At 41.3% G+C, this 18790-nt stretch carries 15 protein-coding genes; 4 read left to right on the top strand and 11 right to left on the bottom strand.

Annotated features, from left to right (window positions below):
• Nucleotides 1-164: 164 nt before the first annotated feature.
• Entirely contained in the window at nucleotides 165-1139 is a 975-nt protein-coding gene (locus BV60_RS0108465) for a hypothetical protein (protein ID WP_330376233.1), read from the bottom strand.
• Nucleotides 1140-1318: 179 nt separating this feature from the next.
• Between BV60_RS0108465 and BV60_RS0108460 the strand changes: the two genes are divergently transcribed.
• From BV60_RS0108460 to BV60_RS0108445, 4 genes are all read left to right on the top strand, one after another.
• The gene (locus tag BV60_RS0108460) at nucleotides 1319-2332 is read left to right on the top strand and encodes a LacI family DNA-binding transcriptional regulator (protein ID WP_029320890.1); all 1014 of its coding nucleotides are present in this window, start codon (nucleotides 1319-1321) and stop codon (nucleotides 2330-2332) included.
• Nucleotides 2333-2724: 392 nt separating this feature from the next.
• Nucleotides 2725-4092: an ABC transporter substrate-binding protein gene (locus BV60_RS0108455; protein ID WP_029320888.1), complete on the top strand. Its 1368-nt coding sequence runs from the start codon at nucleotides 2725-2727 to the stop codon at nucleotides 4090-4092.
• Between the two features lie 123 nt (nucleotides 4093-4215).
• A complete protein-coding gene (locus tag BV60_RS0108450) occupies nucleotides 4216-5268 on the top strand; it encodes a carbohydrate ABC transporter permease (protein WP_029320886.1) in 1053 nt (350 codons plus the stop codon).
• Nucleotides 5268-6137 (top strand): carbohydrate ABC transporter permease, encoded by an 870-nt coding sequence (locus tag BV60_RS0108445; RefSeq protein ID WP_029320885.1) that lies wholly within the window; start codon nucleotides 5268-5270, stop codon nucleotides 6135-6137. The genes BV60_RS0108450 and BV60_RS0108445 overlap by 1 nt, the downstream gene beginning before the upstream one ends.
• Nucleotides 6138-6259: 122 nt before the next feature.
• Here BV60_RS0108445 and BV60_RS0108440 read toward each other — a convergent pair whose 3' ends face one another.
• From BV60_RS0108440 to BV60_RS0108395, 10 genes are all read right to left on the bottom strand, one after another.
• Nucleotides 6260-6763 (bottom strand): GAF domain-containing protein, encoded by a 504-nt coding sequence (locus tag BV60_RS0108440; RefSeq protein ID WP_035777185.1) that lies wholly within the window; start codon nucleotides 6761-6763, stop codon nucleotides 6260-6262.
• 205 nt (nucleotides 6764-6968) lie between these two features.
• Nucleotides 6969-7601 carry an Ig-like domain-containing protein gene (locus BV60_RS0108435; RefSeq protein WP_029320881.1) on the bottom strand — a complete coding sequence of 211 codons (633 nt, stop codon included), beginning with the start codon at nucleotides 7599-7601 and terminating at the stop codon, nucleotides 6969-6971.
• 45 nt (nucleotides 7602-7646) lie between these two features.
• Entirely contained in the window at nucleotides 7647-8270 is a 624-nt protein-coding gene (locus BV60_RS0108430; RefSeq protein ID WP_029320879.1) for an Ig-like domain-containing protein, read from the bottom strand.
• A gap of 95 nt (nucleotides 8271-8365) precedes the next feature.
• The gene (locus BV60_RS0108425; RefSeq protein ID WP_029320876.1) at nucleotides 8366-9226 is read right to left on the bottom strand and encodes an Ig-like domain-containing protein; all 861 of its coding nucleotides are present in this window, start codon (nucleotides 9224-9226) and stop codon (nucleotides 8366-8368) included.
• A gap of 263 nt (nucleotides 9227-9489) precedes the next feature.
• Entirely contained in the window at nucleotides 9490-12297 is a 2808-nt protein-coding gene (locus BV60_RS0108420) for a glycoside hydrolase family 3 protein (protein WP_029320875.1), read from the bottom strand.
• A gap of 36 nt (nucleotides 12298-12333) precedes the next feature.
• The gene (gene purB, locus BV60_RS0108415; protein WP_029320873.1) at nucleotides 12334-13767 is read right to left on the bottom strand and encodes an adenylosuccinate lyase; all 1434 of its coding nucleotides are present in this window, start codon (nucleotides 13765-13767) and stop codon (nucleotides 12334-12336) included.
• An 82-nt stretch (nucleotides 13768-13849) separates the two neighbouring features.
• The gene (gene purF, locus BV60_RS0108410) at nucleotides 13850-15289 is read right to left on the bottom strand and encodes an amidophosphoribosyltransferase (RefSeq protein WP_029320871.1); all 1440 of its coding nucleotides are present in this window, start codon (nucleotides 15287-15289) and stop codon (nucleotides 13850-13852) included.
• Between the two features lie 167 nt (nucleotides 15290-15456).
• Nucleotides 15457-16653 carry a hypothetical protein gene (locus BV60_RS0108405; protein ID WP_029320869.1) on the bottom strand — a complete coding sequence of 399 codons (1197 nt, stop codon included), beginning with the start codon at nucleotides 16651-16653 and terminating at the stop codon, nucleotides 15457-15459.
• Nucleotides 16653-17483, bottom strand: coding sequence for a hypothetical protein (locus BV60_RS0108400; RefSeq protein ID WP_029320867.1), 831 nt, complete (start codon nucleotides 17481-17483; stop codon nucleotides 16653-16655). The genes BV60_RS0108405 and BV60_RS0108400 overlap by 1 nt, the downstream gene beginning before the upstream one ends.
• A complete protein-coding gene (locus BV60_RS0108395) occupies nucleotides 17480-18787 on the bottom strand; it encodes a DUF5716 family protein (RefSeq protein ID WP_029320865.1) in 1308 nt (435 codons plus the stop codon). The genes BV60_RS0108400 and BV60_RS0108395 overlap by 4 nt, the downstream gene beginning before the upstream one ends.
• Between the last annotated feature and the right edge of the window lie 3 nt (nucleotides 18788-18790).

The raw sequence follows: 18790 nt of genomic DNA, 5'->3' as shown, positions 1-18790 counted from the left end.
AAGGCTTTTTATTCCATTATTGAAATCTTTCTTTTCTTTCCCAAGGAAAGGCTTTTTATTCCATTATTGAAAGCTTTCTATTTTTTGCCTTCCCCCACGGGGGAAGGCTTTTTTCTCCTTTTCCCAAGGGGAAGGTTCCCAAAGGGCGGATGAGGGCCCTATATTTAAATATTCATTAGTTTCTTAAATTCATCGTAGCTTATGATCTCGCCCTGCTTGCTTACGATGATCTTCGCTTTATGTGCCTGAGCAACAAGCTTATTCTGCTCAAGTTCAAGAACCATCATTGTGAAAGGACTGTCGACCTTACCGTCACGTGCACGGCTTCTTCTGTGCTCAAGCGTCTCCTGCGGAGTGCTGTTAAGAAGAACCGGAATATCCACTTCCTTCATGCAGTCTGTGTTACCGTGTGTCCACTCGATGATGAGCACCTGTTTGTTTGACATGTCTACTTCATCGTACCAGAGAGTTGTCTCATCTCTTCCCATTCTCTTAAGCCAGAGCTTGTCCGCTCCGTTTTTGAATGCTGCAAGGATTGTATCAACCTCTGCAAAATCTGTTTCATTGGGAGTTCCAAGGTAAGCATCAAGTCCCTTCTTACCTGCATCAAGGTAAGATGCAAACCAGGGATACTCTTTTACATGCTCAGCGTTAGCATCATCATTCTGCTCCTGGAAGCCCTTGACGATCTTATAGTTTTCCTCATTCATGGCGCCGCCATCCACCATTCCTCTGATGCCTGACTGTCTGAAAGTGTGAAGCCTCTCAGCATCATTATACATAGGAATGCGATGAGGATAGTTATCACCGGACATTGTGTAGCTGCCGATTCCGGACTGCTCAAGCATATATGAAAGAAGTGAAGCTATTTCAGACTTACCAACGCCTGAGCCACCGCATACTGTGATTACGGCTCTTCCGTAAGGATTAGCAGATGTTACTTTAGAAAGCTCCTCCAATAATAGAGGGAAGATTGTCTTTGCCTTAGCAATATGACTGTCTCCTATCTCAATCTTATCTCCGGGCATGTCTCCATGCGGGATTTCTGCGGGAATCTGAATATCCTTTTCACCAAGTGTCTTAACCATGTCTGCGGTAACCGCATTCATCGGATTGATTTTGCCATAAACTGTGTTCATTTCCGGTTCCTTTCAAATTAAAAAATTAAAAATTTTTGTTGTTTTCAACTTTAACGCAAAAGTTTCTTATATTATGTGCATTTTCTAATTTTTGACAGCGCATTTTCGCTGTGATATTTTTACACTATAATCATTTTTGAACTTTTGTAAAGTTAAATTTTTATGACGACGGTTTTTTTATGATCACAATAAAAGAAATTGCAAAGCAACTTAATATGAGTACGACTACGGTTTCCAACGTTATTCACGGAAAAACGGGCGAGGTATCTCCCGCTACAATAAAAATTGTAGAAGATTACCTGAAAAAGGTAGATTACGTTCCAAATATCAACGCAAGAAACCTGGCGCAGAATGAATCCAAAATTATCGGAGTAGCTCTTAAGGCAAGAGCCGATAAGTATGAGAATCTACTCATGGATCCCTTCGTATCAGAACTGATCGGCGGTATTGAGGAATCAATCAGAAATGCCGGTTATTTCATGATGCTGTACATCTCAAGCGATACAGCTGAAATAATGCGTCATGTATCAACCTGGAATGTGGATGGTCTTCTTTTGTTCGGTATGATAGATAATGACGGAATCCGTGTCAGCGAAAGGTATAAAAAGCCGATTGTCTGCATCGACACCTACAGTATTGAAGGTCTTAAGCACTTCATAAATGTAGGACTCAATGACAGGCAGGGGTGCTTTGATATGGTCAACTATATGATAAAACAGGGCCACAAAAAGATTGCCTTCCTCTCAGATAATATGAAGGGCGTTGACTATGAACGCTTCTCAGGATATAAATACGCTCTTGAAGGAAACGGCATACACTATGAAGATGACTGGTTCCTAAAGCTACGTCCCAGAAGGGATGAGATTGACGATTCTCTGGCAGAAATCTGTAAAAGAGCGCCGGAGTTTGATGCCATAATGTGTGTATCTGATTTGTATGCGGTTCAGGTAATGTGCGCTCTTGAGGATTTCGGTATGAGCATTCCCGATGACATCTCAATAGCAGGCTTTGATGACACACTCCTTGGCCAGCTCCACCGCCCTGCACTTACGACCGTGCATCAGGATGTAAAGCAAAAAGGAGTCGTTGCAACAGATATTCTTCTTAAGAGGATCAAGGGTGAAAAGACTCCTAAGCAGGTTCAGCTTCCCACAGAGCTGATCATCCGGGACACTGTAAGATCACTTATATAATAATTTTTGATAACAATAATAGAGTATTTCCCCTACCATATTCGGTAGAGAAAAGATATAAACACCTGTAAATTGTGCCATAAGCAGTTTACAGGTGTTTTTGTATACAACCTACACAACGAAATCAGGGTATTCAGCGAAAACGTTTGAGCATTTTGTATAGCACTTTACCAAAACCTTTTATGAAAATTTAAGAAATTAAATTATGTTACACAAAGCCAGTAATAATCAGCTTTTACGCATAAGGTGTTGATAAATCAACAAAAAATTTAAATTTAACTATTGTATTTTACCGTTCTTCGTGATATTTTAATTTCAGCATAAAACTTATGCGCAAAAGTAACCGCTAATCAAATTGCTTGGTTAGCAAAGTGCACAATAAGGAGGGTAACATGAAAAAGAAAGTATTATCCATGCTTCTTGCTGGAACAATGGTTCTTAGCATGACAGCTTGCGGTGGTTCAAATGCAGACACTACTGCTGACACTGCTGCTGACACAGCAGAATCAACTGCTGAGGCTTCAACAGAGGAGACTGCTGCAGAAGAGACAACTGAAGAGACAGCTACTGAGGCGTCATCTGACACAACAGCTGCTGCAGGAGCTATTCGTCTTCTCAATGGTAAGCCTGAAATCAACGATCAGCTTTTAGAGCTTGCTGAGCTTTACAAGTCTGAAACAGGTAACGAAGTTTCTATCGAGACAATCGGTGGTGACACAAGTGCCGGTGATGAGCTTAAGAAAATGTACCAGGCTGACAACATGCCTGACATCTTCGTTATCGAAGCAAACCAGGCAGCTACATGGGACGGCATGCTTGCTGACCTTGCTGGCGAAGAATGGACAGATAAGACAGGATTCGAGCTCGTTGATGCTAACATGGGCACAATCGGATTCCCTTACACAGTAGAAGCTACTGCTCTTGGTTATAACGCAGACGTACTTAAGGCTGCAGGTGTTGATCCCGCTTCTCTTACAAGCCCTGATGCTTGGAAGACAGCTTGCGAGACACTTGATTCCAAGAAGGATGAGCTTGGCATCACAGCTGTATTTGGTTGGTGCGCTGAGCCTGCAAACCTTGGATGGTCTTCAGGTACACACGTATTTGGTCAGTATCTTGATGCAGGTCTTAAGGCTGACGATACAACTTACATCGACATGCTTAATGACGGTGGTAAGATTGACACAGACAGAATGACAAAGTTCGCTGAGTTCATCGGCATGATGAATCAGTACTCAGATCCTAACCTTCTTGTAGACGGTACATATGATAATCAGGTTGCCGGCTTCAAGGATGGCAAATATGCATTCATCACACAGGGTAACTGGTGTGTAACATCTCCTGAAGATGTAAACTTCGAAGTAGGCTTCGCTCCTTACGCTTTCGAAGATGGCATCAACACAATCATTGCAGGACCTCCGTCATACTGGGTAGCTTATAAGGATGGTAACGTTGACGCTGCTAAGGCATTCTTCAACTGGTGCGCAGGCGATTCTGCACAGGATATCCTTGTAAACAAGGCTGGTCTTGTATCTCCTTTCGATGATTGCCAGTACGAAGCAACAAATCCTTTCTACAAGAGCATGAAGAGCTACATCGATGCAGGCAACTACAGCGGATGGCACACAATGCTTAAGAAGGACGGTCTTCAGAATGAGACATGTCAGGTATTCGCTGACTATGCTAAGGGAACAATTGCAGACGCTGCAGAGTTCACAGACAAGATTTCTAAGGTTATTACAGGTTATTACAACAACTAATACTAAAAATTTCAACCGGGGCAGGGCTAAATGCTCTGCCCCAATTTTTCACTAAATTTGGAATATAGCAAATAATTTTGAGGCAAAAGCAAAGGCTTTCTTCAATCTAAAGGAGATTAAGTTATGAAAACACCATCTGCTAGTAAGCAAGTTATGTCAATCCTATTCCTGATTGCCGGTGTTGCACTTGTTATTTGGTCTTTGGCGATGGATATCATGGGTTCAGGTGTGTCGTATCGCGGAGCCACTTTAGTGCTTGGGGCTGTCGGCATCATTGCAGGACTTTACTTCTATCCTACTATTAAGCATCATCGTACGATTATCAATATCATTTTCCTGTTCCCGCTTCTTTTTGCTTTTGCGGTAACAGTAATCATTCCTCTCGTTCTTGGTATCGGTTATTCCTTTACTGACTGGGACGGAATCAGAGTAAAAAACGCAGTTGGCGTTGCAAATTATACCAGAATGTTCACACAGGCAAGTTTCCTGTGGTCAATATTCATCACATTCCTTTTCGTAGTATTTAACATGATCCTTGTTAATCTGGTTGCATTTTTACTTGCTCTTCTTTGCACCTCCAGAATCAAGGGACTTGGCTTCTTCAGAGCCGCTTATTTCCTTCCGAACCTTATCGGAGGTATCGTACTTGGTTATATTTGGAACTTCATTTTCAGTAATGTTGTAACAGAGCTTTTAAATACCCAGTACTCTATGCTTGCGGATACAAAAACAGCATTCCTTGCTATTATCATCGTATATATCTGGCAGTATGCAGGTTATATAATGCTCATCTATATTACCGGTCTTAATACTATCCCCGGTGACGTTCTTGAGGCATCTGCCATCGACGGAGCTAATCCTTTACAGACTCTTTTCGAAATAAAGATTCCTATGATTGCTCCTACAATTACAATTTGTACATTCCTTACACTTACAAGTGCATTCAAACAGTTCGATGTTAACCTTGCATTAACAAACGGTACAGGTTCAGTTGATATCCTTGGTAACTACCTTACAAACGGTACCGAAATGCTCGCTCTTAACATTTACAACACAGCAGTTATCAAGAACGAATACGCATTTGGCGAAGCTAAGGCCGTTCTGTTCTTCATAATTCTTGCATGTGTATCAATTTTACAGGTTCGTATATCTAATAAGAAGGAGGTTGAATTATAATGCATACAAAAGAAAAAACTTCAAGCGTTGTAATAAGACTTGCAATTGCAATTATTATAGCTGCATATGTTCTGTTTCCCTTCTTCCTGGTTGTTGTAAACTCATTTAAGCAGTCAGCAGACATCACTTCAAATCCCATCGGATTTAACGGTGTTTCATTTGCTCAGTTCTCACAGAACATGAATGATGTTATTAACAACAAGAGCTTTACCTTCTGGCAGACATTTGGTTATTCAGCTCTCATCACCATCCTGTCTCTTGTACTTCTTGCAGTACTTGGTTCCATGGCAGCATGGGTTATCTGCCGTAACAAGACAGTTTGGTCAAATGTTATTTACTTTACATTCATCGCATCAATGATCATTCCTTTCCAGGTAGTTATGCTTCCTCTTATCTCTACTTTCAGAGATGTAGGAAAATTTGTAGGAATCCCGATGCTTAAGTCCGTTCCCGGTATCGTATTTGCATACCTCGGATTCGGTGGTGCTATGACAGTATTCATTCTTGTTGGATTTATTAAGGGAATTCCTTTTGATCTTGAAGAAGCTGCATCAATTGACGGTTGCTCACCCGAGCAGGTATTCTTCAAAGTAATCTTCCCTCTTCTCTCACCCGTTATTACTACAGTAACAATTCTTAACGGTATGTGGATTTGGAACGATTACCTTCTCCCTTCAATGATGCTTGGTCAGAATGGTCCGGTTAAGACACTTCCTGTTGCAGTTCAGGCTTTCGTTGGTTCATACGTAAAGCAGTGGAACCTTATCCTGGCAGCTGCACTCCTTGCAATCCTGCCTATGGTTATTCTCTTCCTTATCGCTCAGAAACAGATTATGGAAGGTATGATCGAGGGTGCTGTAAAGGGATGATGATTTCAGCTTACTAAACCCATTTCCATATAAAAAGAACTTGGCAGTTCGCCTCTGCCAAGTTCTTTTTTTGTCTTATGTAAATGCTACTGTTTATTCATAGTTTATCTATGAATACAGATTCACTCCAATATTTTTGAAATAATTTCAGCGCACTTCTCAAGGTCTGCCGTTTCTTCGTTAGCCTCTGAAAATCTTCCGAGTGTATTACTGTCTATATCAAGTACACCTATCACTCTTCCATCTTCACTTCGAAGCGGAATAACTATCTCCGATCTTGCTTCGCTGTCACATGCAATATATCCTGCAAATTCAGATACATCGGGAACTATGAGTGTCTTATCTTCAGCTGCAGAAACTCCACATACCCCGCGTCCCAAAGCTATATGTGTACAGGCCACCTTTCCCTGAAAGGGTCCGAGTATAAGTTCATTTTTTTCACTGTTTTCTCTATCTGTGTCAAAAAGCTTTTCCTTATCTGTTTCGCCTTTTTTTGCCAAAAGATAAAATCCAACCCAGCTTACATCAGGGAGCTGATCCCATATACATGCCGCTACATTAGACAAATTTGTTATATACCAATCCTTATCGTCTATTACAGCTTCAACATAATTATAAATTGCCATTTTAAATCTACTCCTCCATATTATCGATTGCAAAACCATGCTTTTGCTCATTATTTTGATTGTTTATATACAATTAAATTAGCAAAAATATAATAACACATAAATATTACTTCGACTATTGCAAGTGTATTTTTTCTAATAACAAGACCGCATCCCGATAATTGGAATGCGGTCCTTTGTATCCTATATTAAATTTTCAATTACATTATTTGTATACATGTACTCTTATAGCTGCTACCTGCTTATCCTTTGTAGCATAAACTACAGTTTCACCCTCGGACTCGCCCTTGATCACGCCGCGGCTTACAGAAACAACAGAGTCATTATCACTGTACCACTGTACATTATCAATTGTTGCAACGCCGGAAGGCTTTGAGAATACTTTCAGCTGCATTGAAGCGCCAACCTTGATGGATACAGCAGAATCGTTAAGCCACAGCTTGGTTACTGTTTTACCTGAGCCTGAGCTTGAACCCTTAACTGTTACATTGATTACTGCTTCGTAGCCACTGCTCTTATCTGTAATAGTAATTTCTGCGTCTCCACCCTTTTTGGCCGTAATGAGACCTTTCTTACTAACTGTAGCTACCGACTTGTCATCAGAGCTGTATCTTACCTTTGTCTTTGAAAGGGTCTTGCTTCCCTTCTTAACTTTAATCTGGAGCTTTTGTCCCTTAGACATAGTTACATCTTTTTCAGTTCCATCTTCAGTTACTTTTACCGTAACCTTCTTGGTTGCTGCCTGGATCTGATATGACGGAACCGCCATAATGCAAAGCATTGCAACCATCAACATTGATAATGCAACTGATAAGATTCTTTTTACTCTACTTCCCATGATAACCACACCCTTTCTAAATGAAACAATAATGCGCACCGATTATTAGTTTACATTTACCATAATACAAGCATCTTTTCCGCCCTTTTGTGCATGAACCCGTACTGAACCATGGCCAACTGCTCTGATATTTCCGTTCTGGTCAACGGTTGCTATATCAGCGTTTTCACTTGTCCACACAACACTGCCTCCGGTGCCTGTTTCTTTTATGTAAACTCTTGCTGTATATCCTTCTCCAACTTCAAGTGTAATTGACGGTACATTCAGCCAGATCTTCTGAACTGATACCTTCTTACCACTGCCACTGTTTCCACCATTTACTTCGACAGAAACGGTTGCTGTATAATCACTATTTTTGTCCTTAATCTCTATTTCAGCATCTCCGCCTTTTTTAGCTGTAATAAGGCCGCTCTTTGAAACTGAAATTACAGATTTTCCGCTAACCTTATAGGTTACTTTTGTCTTTCCGAGAGTCTTGCTGCCCTTTTTTACAACAAGCTGAATCTTCTGGCCATTTGACATACTTATGTCTTTTTCTCCGCCATCTTCGGTCACCTTAACTGTTACTTTCTTCACAGCAGCCTGTGCAGGAATTGCTATAATACATAGCATAGCAGCCATTGTAACCGCCAACATTGTTGCAAGTATTCTTTTAAATTTGCATCCCATAATGAACACCCCCTTTAGTGTATTTATATACATGGCCGATTTTCAGTCACGGCCATTGCAACCGATTCCCTCTATATTCCGGTCACACCCGGTACTTATTTCCTTATGCCAAGGCTTCTGATACGACTTGAGCTATAACTGCTATAGCTTGATTTTGATCTGTTGCTACTATAACTGCTCGAACTGCTACTGCTTGAGCTTTTGTAGCTTGAGCTACTACTTGAGCTTTTGTAACTTGAGCTACTGCTTGAACTTCTGTAGCCTGAGCTACTACTTGAACTACTACTTGAGCTACTACTGCTCTTTTTTTCAGCACCCTTTACATAAACCATGATGCAGGCATCTCTGCCATCCTTATTGGCGTGTATCCTGACATTTCCTTCTTTAAGAGCTTTGATAAGTCCGCCATTTACTGTAGCTATCTTACTATCCTGACTATTCCACCTCACATTATTAACAGTTGCGCTGCGATCCGGCCTTGAAAAAACTTTACATTGATGTGTCTGACCAACAGAAAGCGTTACTGAAGGAGCATCTAACCAAAGCTTGGAGGAATTTGTAGTTGTATTTGAATTTCCTCCTGTTTTCTTTACATACACATAGATGGTTGCGATATAATCACTTTCCTTATCCTCAATTTCAATTTCGCATTCGCCACCTTTTTTAGCAGTAATAACACCTTTTTTTGAGACAGATGCTACTGAGCTTTTAGTCGAACTATAGAATGCAGATGTCTTTGAAACAGTTGTTCCTGCTTTTCTAAGCCTGATCTGAGCTTTCTCCCCTTTTCTTAAGTTAACTTCATTTTCTCCGCCTATCTCCGTAAGCTTTACTGTAACCTTTTTGGTTGCAGCCTGAGCACGATATGAAGGAACAGCTATAAAAACCAACATTGCCGTCATCACTATCGCAATTAGTGCTGCAATGGTTTTCTTCAGATATCCCTTTTCCCCCATTTAAACTTTCTCCTTTCGTTTGCTATCATATGCGTACTATTTTTGCTATGTTTCTTTTAGATTATTATTATCATGTTTCAATATATTAGTAAACGAGTTGACTTAAACATTAACCAACATTTAAGAATTCCTTTATAGTTCCTTAAAACAAGCGATTTTTTAGTATATTATTTTTATAAAAAATGCGCCAAAGCATTAAAATCATGCATATAATTTCAAAAAGTTCAGCATGATAAAACTACTTTAGCGCATTGTCATTCTAATTACAGTTCTGACGGGCCTCTTTTAAATACCTCGTCCAGATTCTTAACCATTTTTAATTTTACGGACTTGATTTCCAGACCGCCCTGAGCAAAATAGAATTTCAGATAGAAGTTACTGTTAAATATTTCATTCATACTTATCGTAACCGTTTTGAAATCCTTATCCATTCCGGTGAGCGTAACTGTCTTTATCAGATTCTTGTCCTGGAATACAGAAACGGGAAGCTGGGCTACATCAGGCTGATTATCAGCTCGCAGTACAAGCTCCAGTTCTGCCATACATTTATGCTTTGAATTTATGATAAATGCTGTGGTTTCGCCCTTCTCAACCTTGATCTTCGATACATCAAGTTCTACCTCATCACGGTCAAAGGAAGCCTTAACCATATCCTGCAATTTTGAATCCTCTGCAGATACTGCTGCAGCCAGCTCCTTATCAAGTGCAGATTCCTCACCCAGCATATGTCTGTAAGCAGGTGTTTTTAAAAGGAAGTTGCAGATGTTTATTGCACTTCTGACAAGTTCGGCTCTTGTTAATCTTCCTTGCTTTAAAGCAACAGGAAGATCGTCACCATTAGAATTGTCTCCGGCGTTACCGTTAACCATGTTAAGGTCATTCTGAGCACGAACCTGAGCGGACACATTCTGATAGTTACCGGGAGCACCGGCCTCATCATTGCCCATAGCCCACCAGTCTGTCATAACAATTCCGTCATATTCCCACTCACCTCTGAGAATGGTTGTTAAAAGGTCATAACTACTTGCAGTCCAGATTCCGTTTACCGGTCCGTAGGTACTCATGATAGCTCGGGCACCTCCTTCACGAACGGCAATCTCAAAGCCCTTCAGATAGATTTCACGAAGTGCTCTTTCGGAAACTACATTATCGACATTATGTCTCTTAAATTCCTGGGTGTTACCGGCGAAATGCTTTATAACTCCGGTAACATCATATTTATGCATCCCCTTAAGCTGTGCTGAAACAAGCTTACCTGTAAGCAGCGGATCCTCTGAAAAATACTCGAAATTTCTACCATTAAGCGGATTTCTGTGGATGTTCATTCCTGGGCCAAGTAGCGCATCGATTTTATTTTTTCTAAGGTCCAATGCTTCCCATGAAAAGAGCTCTTCATTTATCTCTTCATTGAATGTACATGCAAGGCAGGTTCCGTTAGGTAGCGAAAATGCGTGAGTTCCACAGTCCATTCTTATTCCGCTGGGGCCATCAGAACATCCTCCTATCGGAATTCCAAAATCCGAAAGCTTCTCGGTAACCCCGCCGAAAGCACCTGCAATACCCGCAGTTACTTTAGGAGAGCACATTCCTTCACCGCGCATCATGGCACAAAGATCACTATCGGAAAGCTGTGCTATAAAGCCCTCCATAGAGACATTTTTTTCCTCTACATCCTTTAACTTAAATCCCTTATCACCTGTATAAGGAAGTGCCTTTGGAAGTCTTTCTTTCCTCTTTTTATTCGGATCAAGAGTTCTTGTGGGTACTTTCTCATATACCTTTGCGCAAAGTCCCAAAGCTTCCTCGGGCTTTATGCGCTCAAATTCCTTAACAGGAGCCAGGGCCTCCTCACATTTGCAGATAACTTCTGTTTTCTCAAGTGTAAATTCGCCTGCCAGTTCAGCGTTTCTGACATCTGTTCCGACATAAACCCTGTAGGTTCCCTTCTCCATAACATATGATGACTTGTGTTTTGTTTTTCCGCTGTCATCATAGGAAGACAACCAGTACTTGGGTATGTCAAAGCAGGTGCACTGCATCTGTCCGGCACCAAGAAGATCGGTTTTTGAAAAGCCGCACAAAACTCTCTTGGACTTTCCAAGCACTCCCTGAGGAGCTTCAACATAAACCTGTACAACTTCTTTTCCGGAAATATCACCTGTATTGGTAACCAATACCTCCAGTGAGATACCCTCAATCTCATCATAGGAGAATTCACCTATACCAACATCAAATGTGGTATAAGAAAGTCCAAATCCAAAGGGATAAAAAACAGAATCCTTATCAAAAGTTTCAAAATAACGATATCCCACATATATATCTTCAGACTGAAAATTTCTCTTATCTGATCCAAAATTTTCAGTTGAAGGATACTTTGAAATATCCTTTGCGATTGTATCAGAAAGCTTTCCGGAAGGAGTCACAGCACCTGAAAGTACATCGAGAACGGCATTTCCGCCTTCCTGACCTCCCTGCCATACGTAAAGCACAGCGTCAGGTCCGATTTCCTCAACCCACTTCATGTCTATGATATTTCCTACATTGAGAAGAACTATGGTTTTTGAGAAAGCTTCGCATACCTTCTTAAGAGATGCCTTCTCTTCATCCGTAAGAAGATAACTACCCTGCTCATTTTTATTATCCTGGTCTTCTCCTGCTGTTCTTCCGATTATAAAAACCGCAACCTCTGATTCCTCTGCAGCCTTTTTGGCAAATTCGTCACTAAAAGGCATTTCCTTTTGGAACCAGGGCTCTGCTGCCCAACCGATTCCTGTATCAAAAGGATTCTCTTTTACAAAAGCTTCGTATGCTTTTCGAACAGTAAGGTTCATTTTAAATTTCTTTGAAGCTTCGAGTGCTTCATAAATTCCGACAACATAGTCTACATTGACCATACCGCCCGAGCCTGTTCCACTCTTATAATAATTCATCTGGCTTCTGCCGAAAACAGAAAGCTTTGTTCCCTTTTTAAGCGGCAGTGTATTATTGTCGTTTTTTAAAAGAACAATGCCCTCTGCGGCTGCAGCTCTTGCTGTCTTCTTGAATTTCTCTATATCCCAGTTTTTTGCCATATATCACCTCATATAAAAATACTTAGAAGATTGAATTTAAACATTTATTTCAGCGATAAGTCCAAGCTCAGCTTTATTTGCTTCAAGGATAGGATTTACAACTTCGTTAAGGAATCTCTCAACCTGATGAGCACTGCATCCTGTATACTTCTTGGGATCCATGCACTCCTTAATCTTTTCCTCTGTCATATGGAAAGCAGGATCCTTAACGATCATTTCAAGCAGATCATTGTCAAGTCCGTCCTTCTTTACATGATCACCTGCGATCATTGAAAGCTCTCTGATCTTTTCATGGAGTTCCTGTCTGTTACCGCCAAGCTTCACTGCATCCATCATGATATTCTCTGTAGCCATGAAAGGAAGCTCAGACATAAGTCTCTTCTCGATAACCTTGGGATAAACCACAAGTCCGTCTGTTACGTTCATGCAAAGATCCAGAATACCGTCAATTGCAAGGAAACCTTCGGGAATTGAAAGTCTCTTGTTAGCAGAGTCATCAAGTGTTCTCTCAAACCACTGTGAGATCTCTGTGATAGCGGGATTGAGTGTATCTACGATCACGTATCTTGAAAGAGAACAGATTCTCTCACTTCTCATAGGATTTCTCTTGTAAGCCATTGCAGATGAACCGATCTGCTTTGCTTCATGGGGTTCTTCCACCTCTTTGAGGTGCTGAAGGAGTCTTATATCCTGAGCCATCTTGGTTGCTGAAGAAGCAATGCCTGCAAGAACATTTACAATCTTCATGTCAATCTTACGGCTATAGGTCTGTCCTGATACAGCCATGCAGCCCTTAAAGCCCATCTTGTCTGCCAGCATTGGATCAAGCTTATCAACCTTTGCGAGGTCACCGTCAAAAAGCTCAAGGAAAGATGCCTGTGTACCTGTTGTTCCCTTAGAGCCGAGAAGCTTCATATTATCAAGAACATAGTCAAGGTCCTCCAGATCTATTGTAAAATCCTGAAGCCACAGTGATGCTCTCTTACCTACTGTTGTGGGCTGTGCAGGCTGAAAATGTGTGAATCCGAGTGTAGGAAGATCCTTGTATTCATCAGCAAACTTTGCAAGACTTGCAATCACATTAAGCAGCTTTTTACGAACAAGCTTAAGTGCCTCTGTCATGATAATAATATCTGTATTATCTCCGACATAGCAGCTTGTTGCTCCAAGATGTATGATCCCTGCTGCCTTGGGACACTGCTGGCCATATGCATAAACATGACTCATTACATCATGGCGTACTTCTTTCTCACGTGCCTTGGCAACATCATAATTGATATCTTCAGAATGAGCTTTGAGTTCATCAATCTGCTCCTGTGTGATATTAAGGCCAAGTTCCTTTTCTATTTCAGCAAGTGCGATCCACAGTTTTCTCCAGGTTCTGAATTTCATATCCTGTGAAAAAATGTATTGCATTTCCTTGCTTGCATAACGCTCAGAAAGCGGACTGCTGTAACGATCTGTACTCATATTAATCCTCCTTTAAATAAAAAAGCGATTTACGCGTAGCTTCACGTTGTTCTCGCTACGCTACGTACGAACTCTCATCCATTTATCGCTCAAATTCTCCGCGAATATCCTCATCCGGTGGTGCAACAGGATAGTCTCCTGTGAAACAACCTTTGCAAATATCAAATTTATGTCCGACTATCTCTTCAAGGCGTTCCTCTTTCAGATATCCAAGAGAATCTGCCCCGATAATTTTGCAAATTTCGTCAATGCTTCTATTATAAGCGATCAGCTGGTCTCTGGCAGGCACGTCCGTTCCGAAGTAACATGGCCATAAAAACGGTGGTGAGCTTACACGCATATGAACTTCCGTAGCGCCTGCTTCACGAAGCATCCTTACTATTCTGTCAGAGGTTGTTCCTCGAACAATTGAGTCATCTATCATGATAACACGTTTACCCTTAACTGCGTTACTAAGTGCGTTGAGCTTTACCTGAACGCTGCTCTCACGGCTCTTTTGTCCGGGTTTTATGAAGGTTCTTCCGATATACTGATTTTTTACAAAAGCCTGACCGTATGGTATTCCTGATTCCATTGAATAACCAAGAGCCGCACAATTTCCGGATTCCGGAACCCCGACAACAACATCTGCCTCTACAGGTGAATCCATTGCCAAAAAGCGTCCTGCCTTTATTCTAGACTCATATACACTTACGCCGTCTATGATGCTGTCAGGTCTTGCAAAATAAATATACTCAAAAATGCAATGACCATGCTTAACACTGCCACACATCTGTCTGTTGGACTCAATGCCCTTCTGAGGTGAAATTGTCACAATCTCACCCGGTTCCACATCTCTTATAAACTCTGCACCTATTGTATCAAGAGCACAGGTCTCTGATGCCAGAATGTAGCAGTTATCCCTCTTACCGATAACAAGAGGTCTGAACCCGTTGGGGTCTCTTGCTCCTATAAGCTTTCTGGGAGACATTACAACAAGTGAATATGCACCCTTTATTTTCTGCATTGCGTTTGCAACGGCACGCTCAACACTTGGCGTATTAAGTCTCTCCCTTGCGATGTGGTATGCAATTACCTCAGAGTCGATGGTAGTCTGAAAAATCGCGCCGGTGTAAGCAAGTTCCTCTCTAAGCTCCGGAGCATTAACCAGGTTACCGTTATGGGCCATCGCAAGTGTCCCCTTAACGTAATTAAGGACAAGGGGCTGAGCGTTTTCTCTGGTGCTGCTGCCTGCTGTGGAATATCTCACATGCCCTACACCTATATCACCATGCATCCCTGAAAGAATATCATGATTAAACGCTTCATTAACCAGTCCCATGTCCTTATGACTCGTTACTTTTCCTTTGGGTCCCATTGTCTCGCTGACAGCAATACCGCAGCTCTCCTGCCCTCTATGCTGAAGTGACAACAACCCGTAGTAGATAGACTGAGCGACATCACCGCCATCGAAATCATACATTCCGAAAACGCCGCATTCTTCACCTATCTTATCGTTTTCATTATAAAATATTTCTGCCATAGTCTTTTTCCCGTAAATATTGTAATGCCATCCGCACTGATCTCATAGTGCAATAGCATTGCGTAAAATATTTGGACCAACAATCACAATACTACAATATCTTATTTTTATGTGCAACAAATAAATGTCGATATCATGCATATCTATGCACAATACCGACATTTCACTTATGCTCCGGGATATCTTTGTTCAAACCGATCAACCATAGCAAGAATTTCCTGTCTGTAGATCGGATACTGTTTAACAAGATCCTCGATTTCATTTTTAGCATTACCGGCTACAACATCACGGTTATAGTCCATCTGCTTTCTCAATTGTTGTCTCTGTTCAATAAGCTCGTGGCGAATCTCAACCTCTTCGCCATGATTAACAAGCGCAATTGCCTGGTGTATCCATATCTCCGGATCCTTGATGCGATATTTTCTGAGTGCAAATACAAGGTCTCTCTGATTTATGTCGAGCTGTCTTGTTGCCATCGCAAAACGCTCACGCTCAGTTTTTTCCTGAAGATATTTATCATAAAGCTGGATAAGTTCCCTGGAATTATTCACACCGTATTTCATGCATTCGTAATCTATAACATTTCTGCTGTTTATGTAACGGATTTTTACGGTATTCTCCAGTTGTATCAGTCTGGCTATGGTATTAAGTACTACCTTTTTTTCTCTTCTAAGATCATGAATCTTCTGATTAAGAAACAGGAAGGATAAAGCAGCCACAATTATAGCAACCATATATCCATATATAACATTTAGTTTAAGAGCAAGAGAAAGAATTGCCAGGGAAACAGTAATAACGCCAAGGGCAACCGCTACTATCAGCATAAGCTTTTGCATGTTTTCAGAGGTAACCTCAATATCCGCCTTTCTGAAATCGTATGCCTGCCGCTCCTCATCAAGACGTTTTAAATCATTTTTTACCTTCCGGTGATATTCCTCAGCTTCCTTAAGTGCTTCAGCTCCTTTTTTTACCTGTTTTTGCAGGCGATCGATCTTTTCAAACTCCTGATCTGTCATCCTGCTTTTTCTTTGATTAAAGTTCTTTTGCTGGTTCTCACTGTCTATTATTCTCTGTGCACATTCATTTATCTCAGCTCTGTTTTCGGGAGGAAGAGAATCTATCTCCTCCATGTCACGAAGATGTGATGTCACTATGCGATACTCGAACTGAAGTGCATCCATATCCCTGCTGGCCTCAGCCATCTGCTGCAGACAGTTTTCAACATATTCCTGCCTCTGCTCGGGATCGTCTATGTCTATATTTTTTCTCGTATAGACAATATCATTCCAGTTTTCAAGCTCATTTTGCTGATGACGTTCCTGACGATATGTACTTTTTTTCTTGAAAATATCAAAGAACCCCATTACTCAACCAATCCCCGGTACTCTTCCTTCATATCTGTGGTAATACGCTCCACCTCATCGTAATATTCGCTCATCTTCGCTCCCGAGCGATACAATTCCAAACTCCGAAGCTTTATGTTGGCGCTGCTTGCATCGTAAAGGTCATTTGCCTCATCCATACGCTGCTCAAGCTTTAGCGAAAGATTATGCGCCTCTTTATGAGCGCCGATAAATGCAACATACTCTTTTTCATCCATGATCATGCGCTTAGCTGCAAGATATCCTAAATAAGACTCATCATCTCCGCCATCCTCCCATGCCTTATGGAATAATTCAGCCGCTCTGTCATACATGAAAAGATGTGCATACATCACGCCCTGATTATGCTCTATTTTTGCTTTGACGTTTTTATCCATCTCCGACATATGCTTCTGCAGATAGCCATATTCCGCAAATGCCTGGTGAAGATGCCCCTGTTTCATAAGATATTCAGCTCTGGACATCCGCTTTTCATAAATGTCCATATCGGCATTATTCTTAAGGATCTCTTCTACAGAGCTTATCTCTTCCTTAGAAGAATAGCCCACATATTCCAAAATCAATCCCGCAAAGGCTGCTGCCGAACAATTATGTACAAGCATGCTTCGAAGCTCATCCGAAAGCTTACGAAGCGAGAGTTCGTCGCTTATCCAATCCACAAGACTCATATCAAATGAATCCGTATCTATAAGAAAAGCATTCTGCGTAATACAGTAGCACAATTCCTCTATTGAATAGATTCTGCGACCTATTTTCTCAAGATAATATGGTTTTAATGCGTACCTTCCGGTACAAAGTATAGGTGCACTCATACCGAAATCTCCTCATCAAAAAACATGCCGGAGGATTCAAATAATTCTCCGAATCCCATATCTTCTATATGTATATTAACCTTATCTGCTGCGCTCATCGAAACCTTCATCCTGACTCTTGTAGCTCTGGGCGGACGCTCCGGAAGGCCTTCAAGCTCAATTCTGTGTGTGTGTTTATCTCCTGCCGTAAGTGGTGTTATGACTATATCCAGCCAGTTCTCATCATCAAGGATCATATCCATTGAAGTTGTAACATCAAACCAGTTCTCACCGGCATCCAGAAGCGCATGATATACTTCCTGTCCCTGTTTTTTTACCATGATACCAAGATTGGACTTTAGCTTGCCGGCATCAAGAAGCACATATCTTCCCGCTCTGTCGCTTGGTCCAACCTTTTCCCTTGCAGCTATGCTGGCACCTTTACTAAAAAGGTTATTGCCCTGAAATACTCTTCTCGTTCTGCACAAATACTCAAGAGATTTGGACATCCACTGCTCTCTGAAGCCATCACCCAAAAGGAATACGGAACTTACAATCCTGCCCTCCATAAGTCCCTCGGAAAATTCCAAAAATCTGCTATCAAGCCTGGTCACCTGTTTAGCCCTGTCATCGGTATTCTCTGAAAGCTTTCCCTCTGAAAGAGCCATTTGATCATAAGTACTCTTGTCTATTGTAACAACGATCGGTTTGGTCCTGTGATTGAGCTTCATATCATAAACTGTCATCTCTCCAAAGCTGTAATCGCAGGCGATTACAGCATGGGAAAGCAGTTCATCAGGCTGATAAAGCATGTAATGATAAAGGCTGTCCTCATAGCTCTGGTAAAATGCATTTTTAACGGGAAGTGACAGTGCACCTGTAACCTCCGATAAAACTTCTATCATTCTGGAATCCATTGTCCTTGTAGTAAAGGCGATAGCATCCACCATATCCATAGACATCTCCATGGATAAAAGAGACAATGTTCTTTTTACAAACAATGTAAGAAGAGAGACCGGGTCATATCCTGTCCCGTCAACATCAACGCGCTTTCCGCATCTGGCATTCTCTATCAGATTATCGACTCTTACGCCCTCTCCCGACTCAATCTTGGAAATGGCCTCTTTTCCGTAAAACCACTGATTGACATCCTTTCTCTTGCAAAGAACGGTAGGTATGTTGTATGCCTCAGCTCCCGCAAGCGTTGATAAGGTTTCGGGCAGATCAGAATCAGATGCAAGAAAACTAATCTGGGAAACTTCCTCCCCCAGATCATATCCAAGCACGTATCTTCTTGCAGTTTTTGATTCTCTGAAAAATGACATAAT

It is taken from the genome of Butyrivibrio sp. AE3004, from assembly GCF_000703165.1.
Taxonomy (GTDB): Bacteria; Bacillota; Clostridia; order Lachnospirales; family Lachnospiraceae; genus Butyrivibrio.
Note: the sequence above shows the minus strand (reverse complement) of the source record. Positions and strands in the feature narration are given on the sequence as shown.

Bases quoted from the DNA above. Each gene is read 5' to 3' on its own strand.
- BV60_RS0108430 (WP_029320879.1), bottom strand. From the start codon at position 8,270: ATGGGATGCAAATTTAAAAGAATACTTGCAACAATGTTGGCGGTTACA.
- BV60_RS0108400 (WP_029320867.1), bottom strand. From the start codon at position 17,483: ATGAGTGCACCTATACTTTGTACCGGAAGGTACGCATTAAAACCATAT.
- BV60_RS0108420 (WP_029320875.1), bottom strand. From the start codon at position 12,297: ATGGCAAAAAACTGGGATATAGAGAAATTCAAGAAGACAGCAAGAGCT.
- purF (WP_029320871.1), bottom strand. From the start codon at position 15,289: ATGGCAGAAATATTTTATAATGAAAACGATAAGATAGGTGAAGAATGC.
- BV60_RS0108450 (WP_029320886.1), top strand. From the start codon at position 4,216: ATGAAAACACCATCTGCTAGTAAGCAAGTTATGTCAATCCTATTCCTG.
- BV60_RS0108435 (WP_029320881.1), bottom strand. From the start codon at position 7,601: ATGGGAAGTAGAGTAAAAAGAATCTTATCAGTTGCATTATCAATGTTG.
- BV60_RS0108405 (WP_029320869.1), bottom strand. From the start codon at position 16,653: ATGGGGTTCTTTGATATTTTCAAGAAAAAAAGTACATATCGTCAGGAA.
- BV60_RS0108440 (WP_035777185.1), bottom strand. From the start codon at position 6,763: ATGGCAATTTATAATTATGTTGAAGCTGTAATAGACGATAAGGATTGG.
- BV60_RS0108460 (WP_029320890.1), top strand. From the start codon at position 1,319: ATGATCACAATAAAAGAAATTGCAAAGCAACTTAATATGAGTACGACT.
- BV60_RS0108445 (WP_029320885.1), top strand. From the start codon at position 5,268: ATGCATACAAAAGAAAAAACTTCAAGCGTTGTAATAAGACTTGCAATT.
- BV60_RS0108395 (WP_029320865.1), bottom strand. From the start codon at position 18,787: ATGTCATTTTTCAGAGAATCAAAAACTGCAAGAAGATACGTGCTTGGA.
- BV60_RS0108425 (WP_029320876.1), bottom strand. From the start codon at position 9,226: ATGGGGGAAAAGGGATATCTGAAGAAAACCATTGCAGCACTAATTGCG.
- BV60_RS0108455 (WP_029320888.1), top strand. From the start codon at position 2,725: ATGAAAAAGAAAGTATTATCCATGCTTCTTGCTGGAACAATGGTTCTT.
- purB (WP_029320873.1), bottom strand. From the start codon at position 13,767: ATGAGTACAGATCGTTACAGCAGTCCGCTTTCTGAGCGTTATGCAAGC.
- BV60_RS0108465 (WP_330376233.1), bottom strand. From the start codon at position 1,139: ATGAACACAGTTTATGGCAAAATCAATCCGATGAATGCGGTTACCGCA.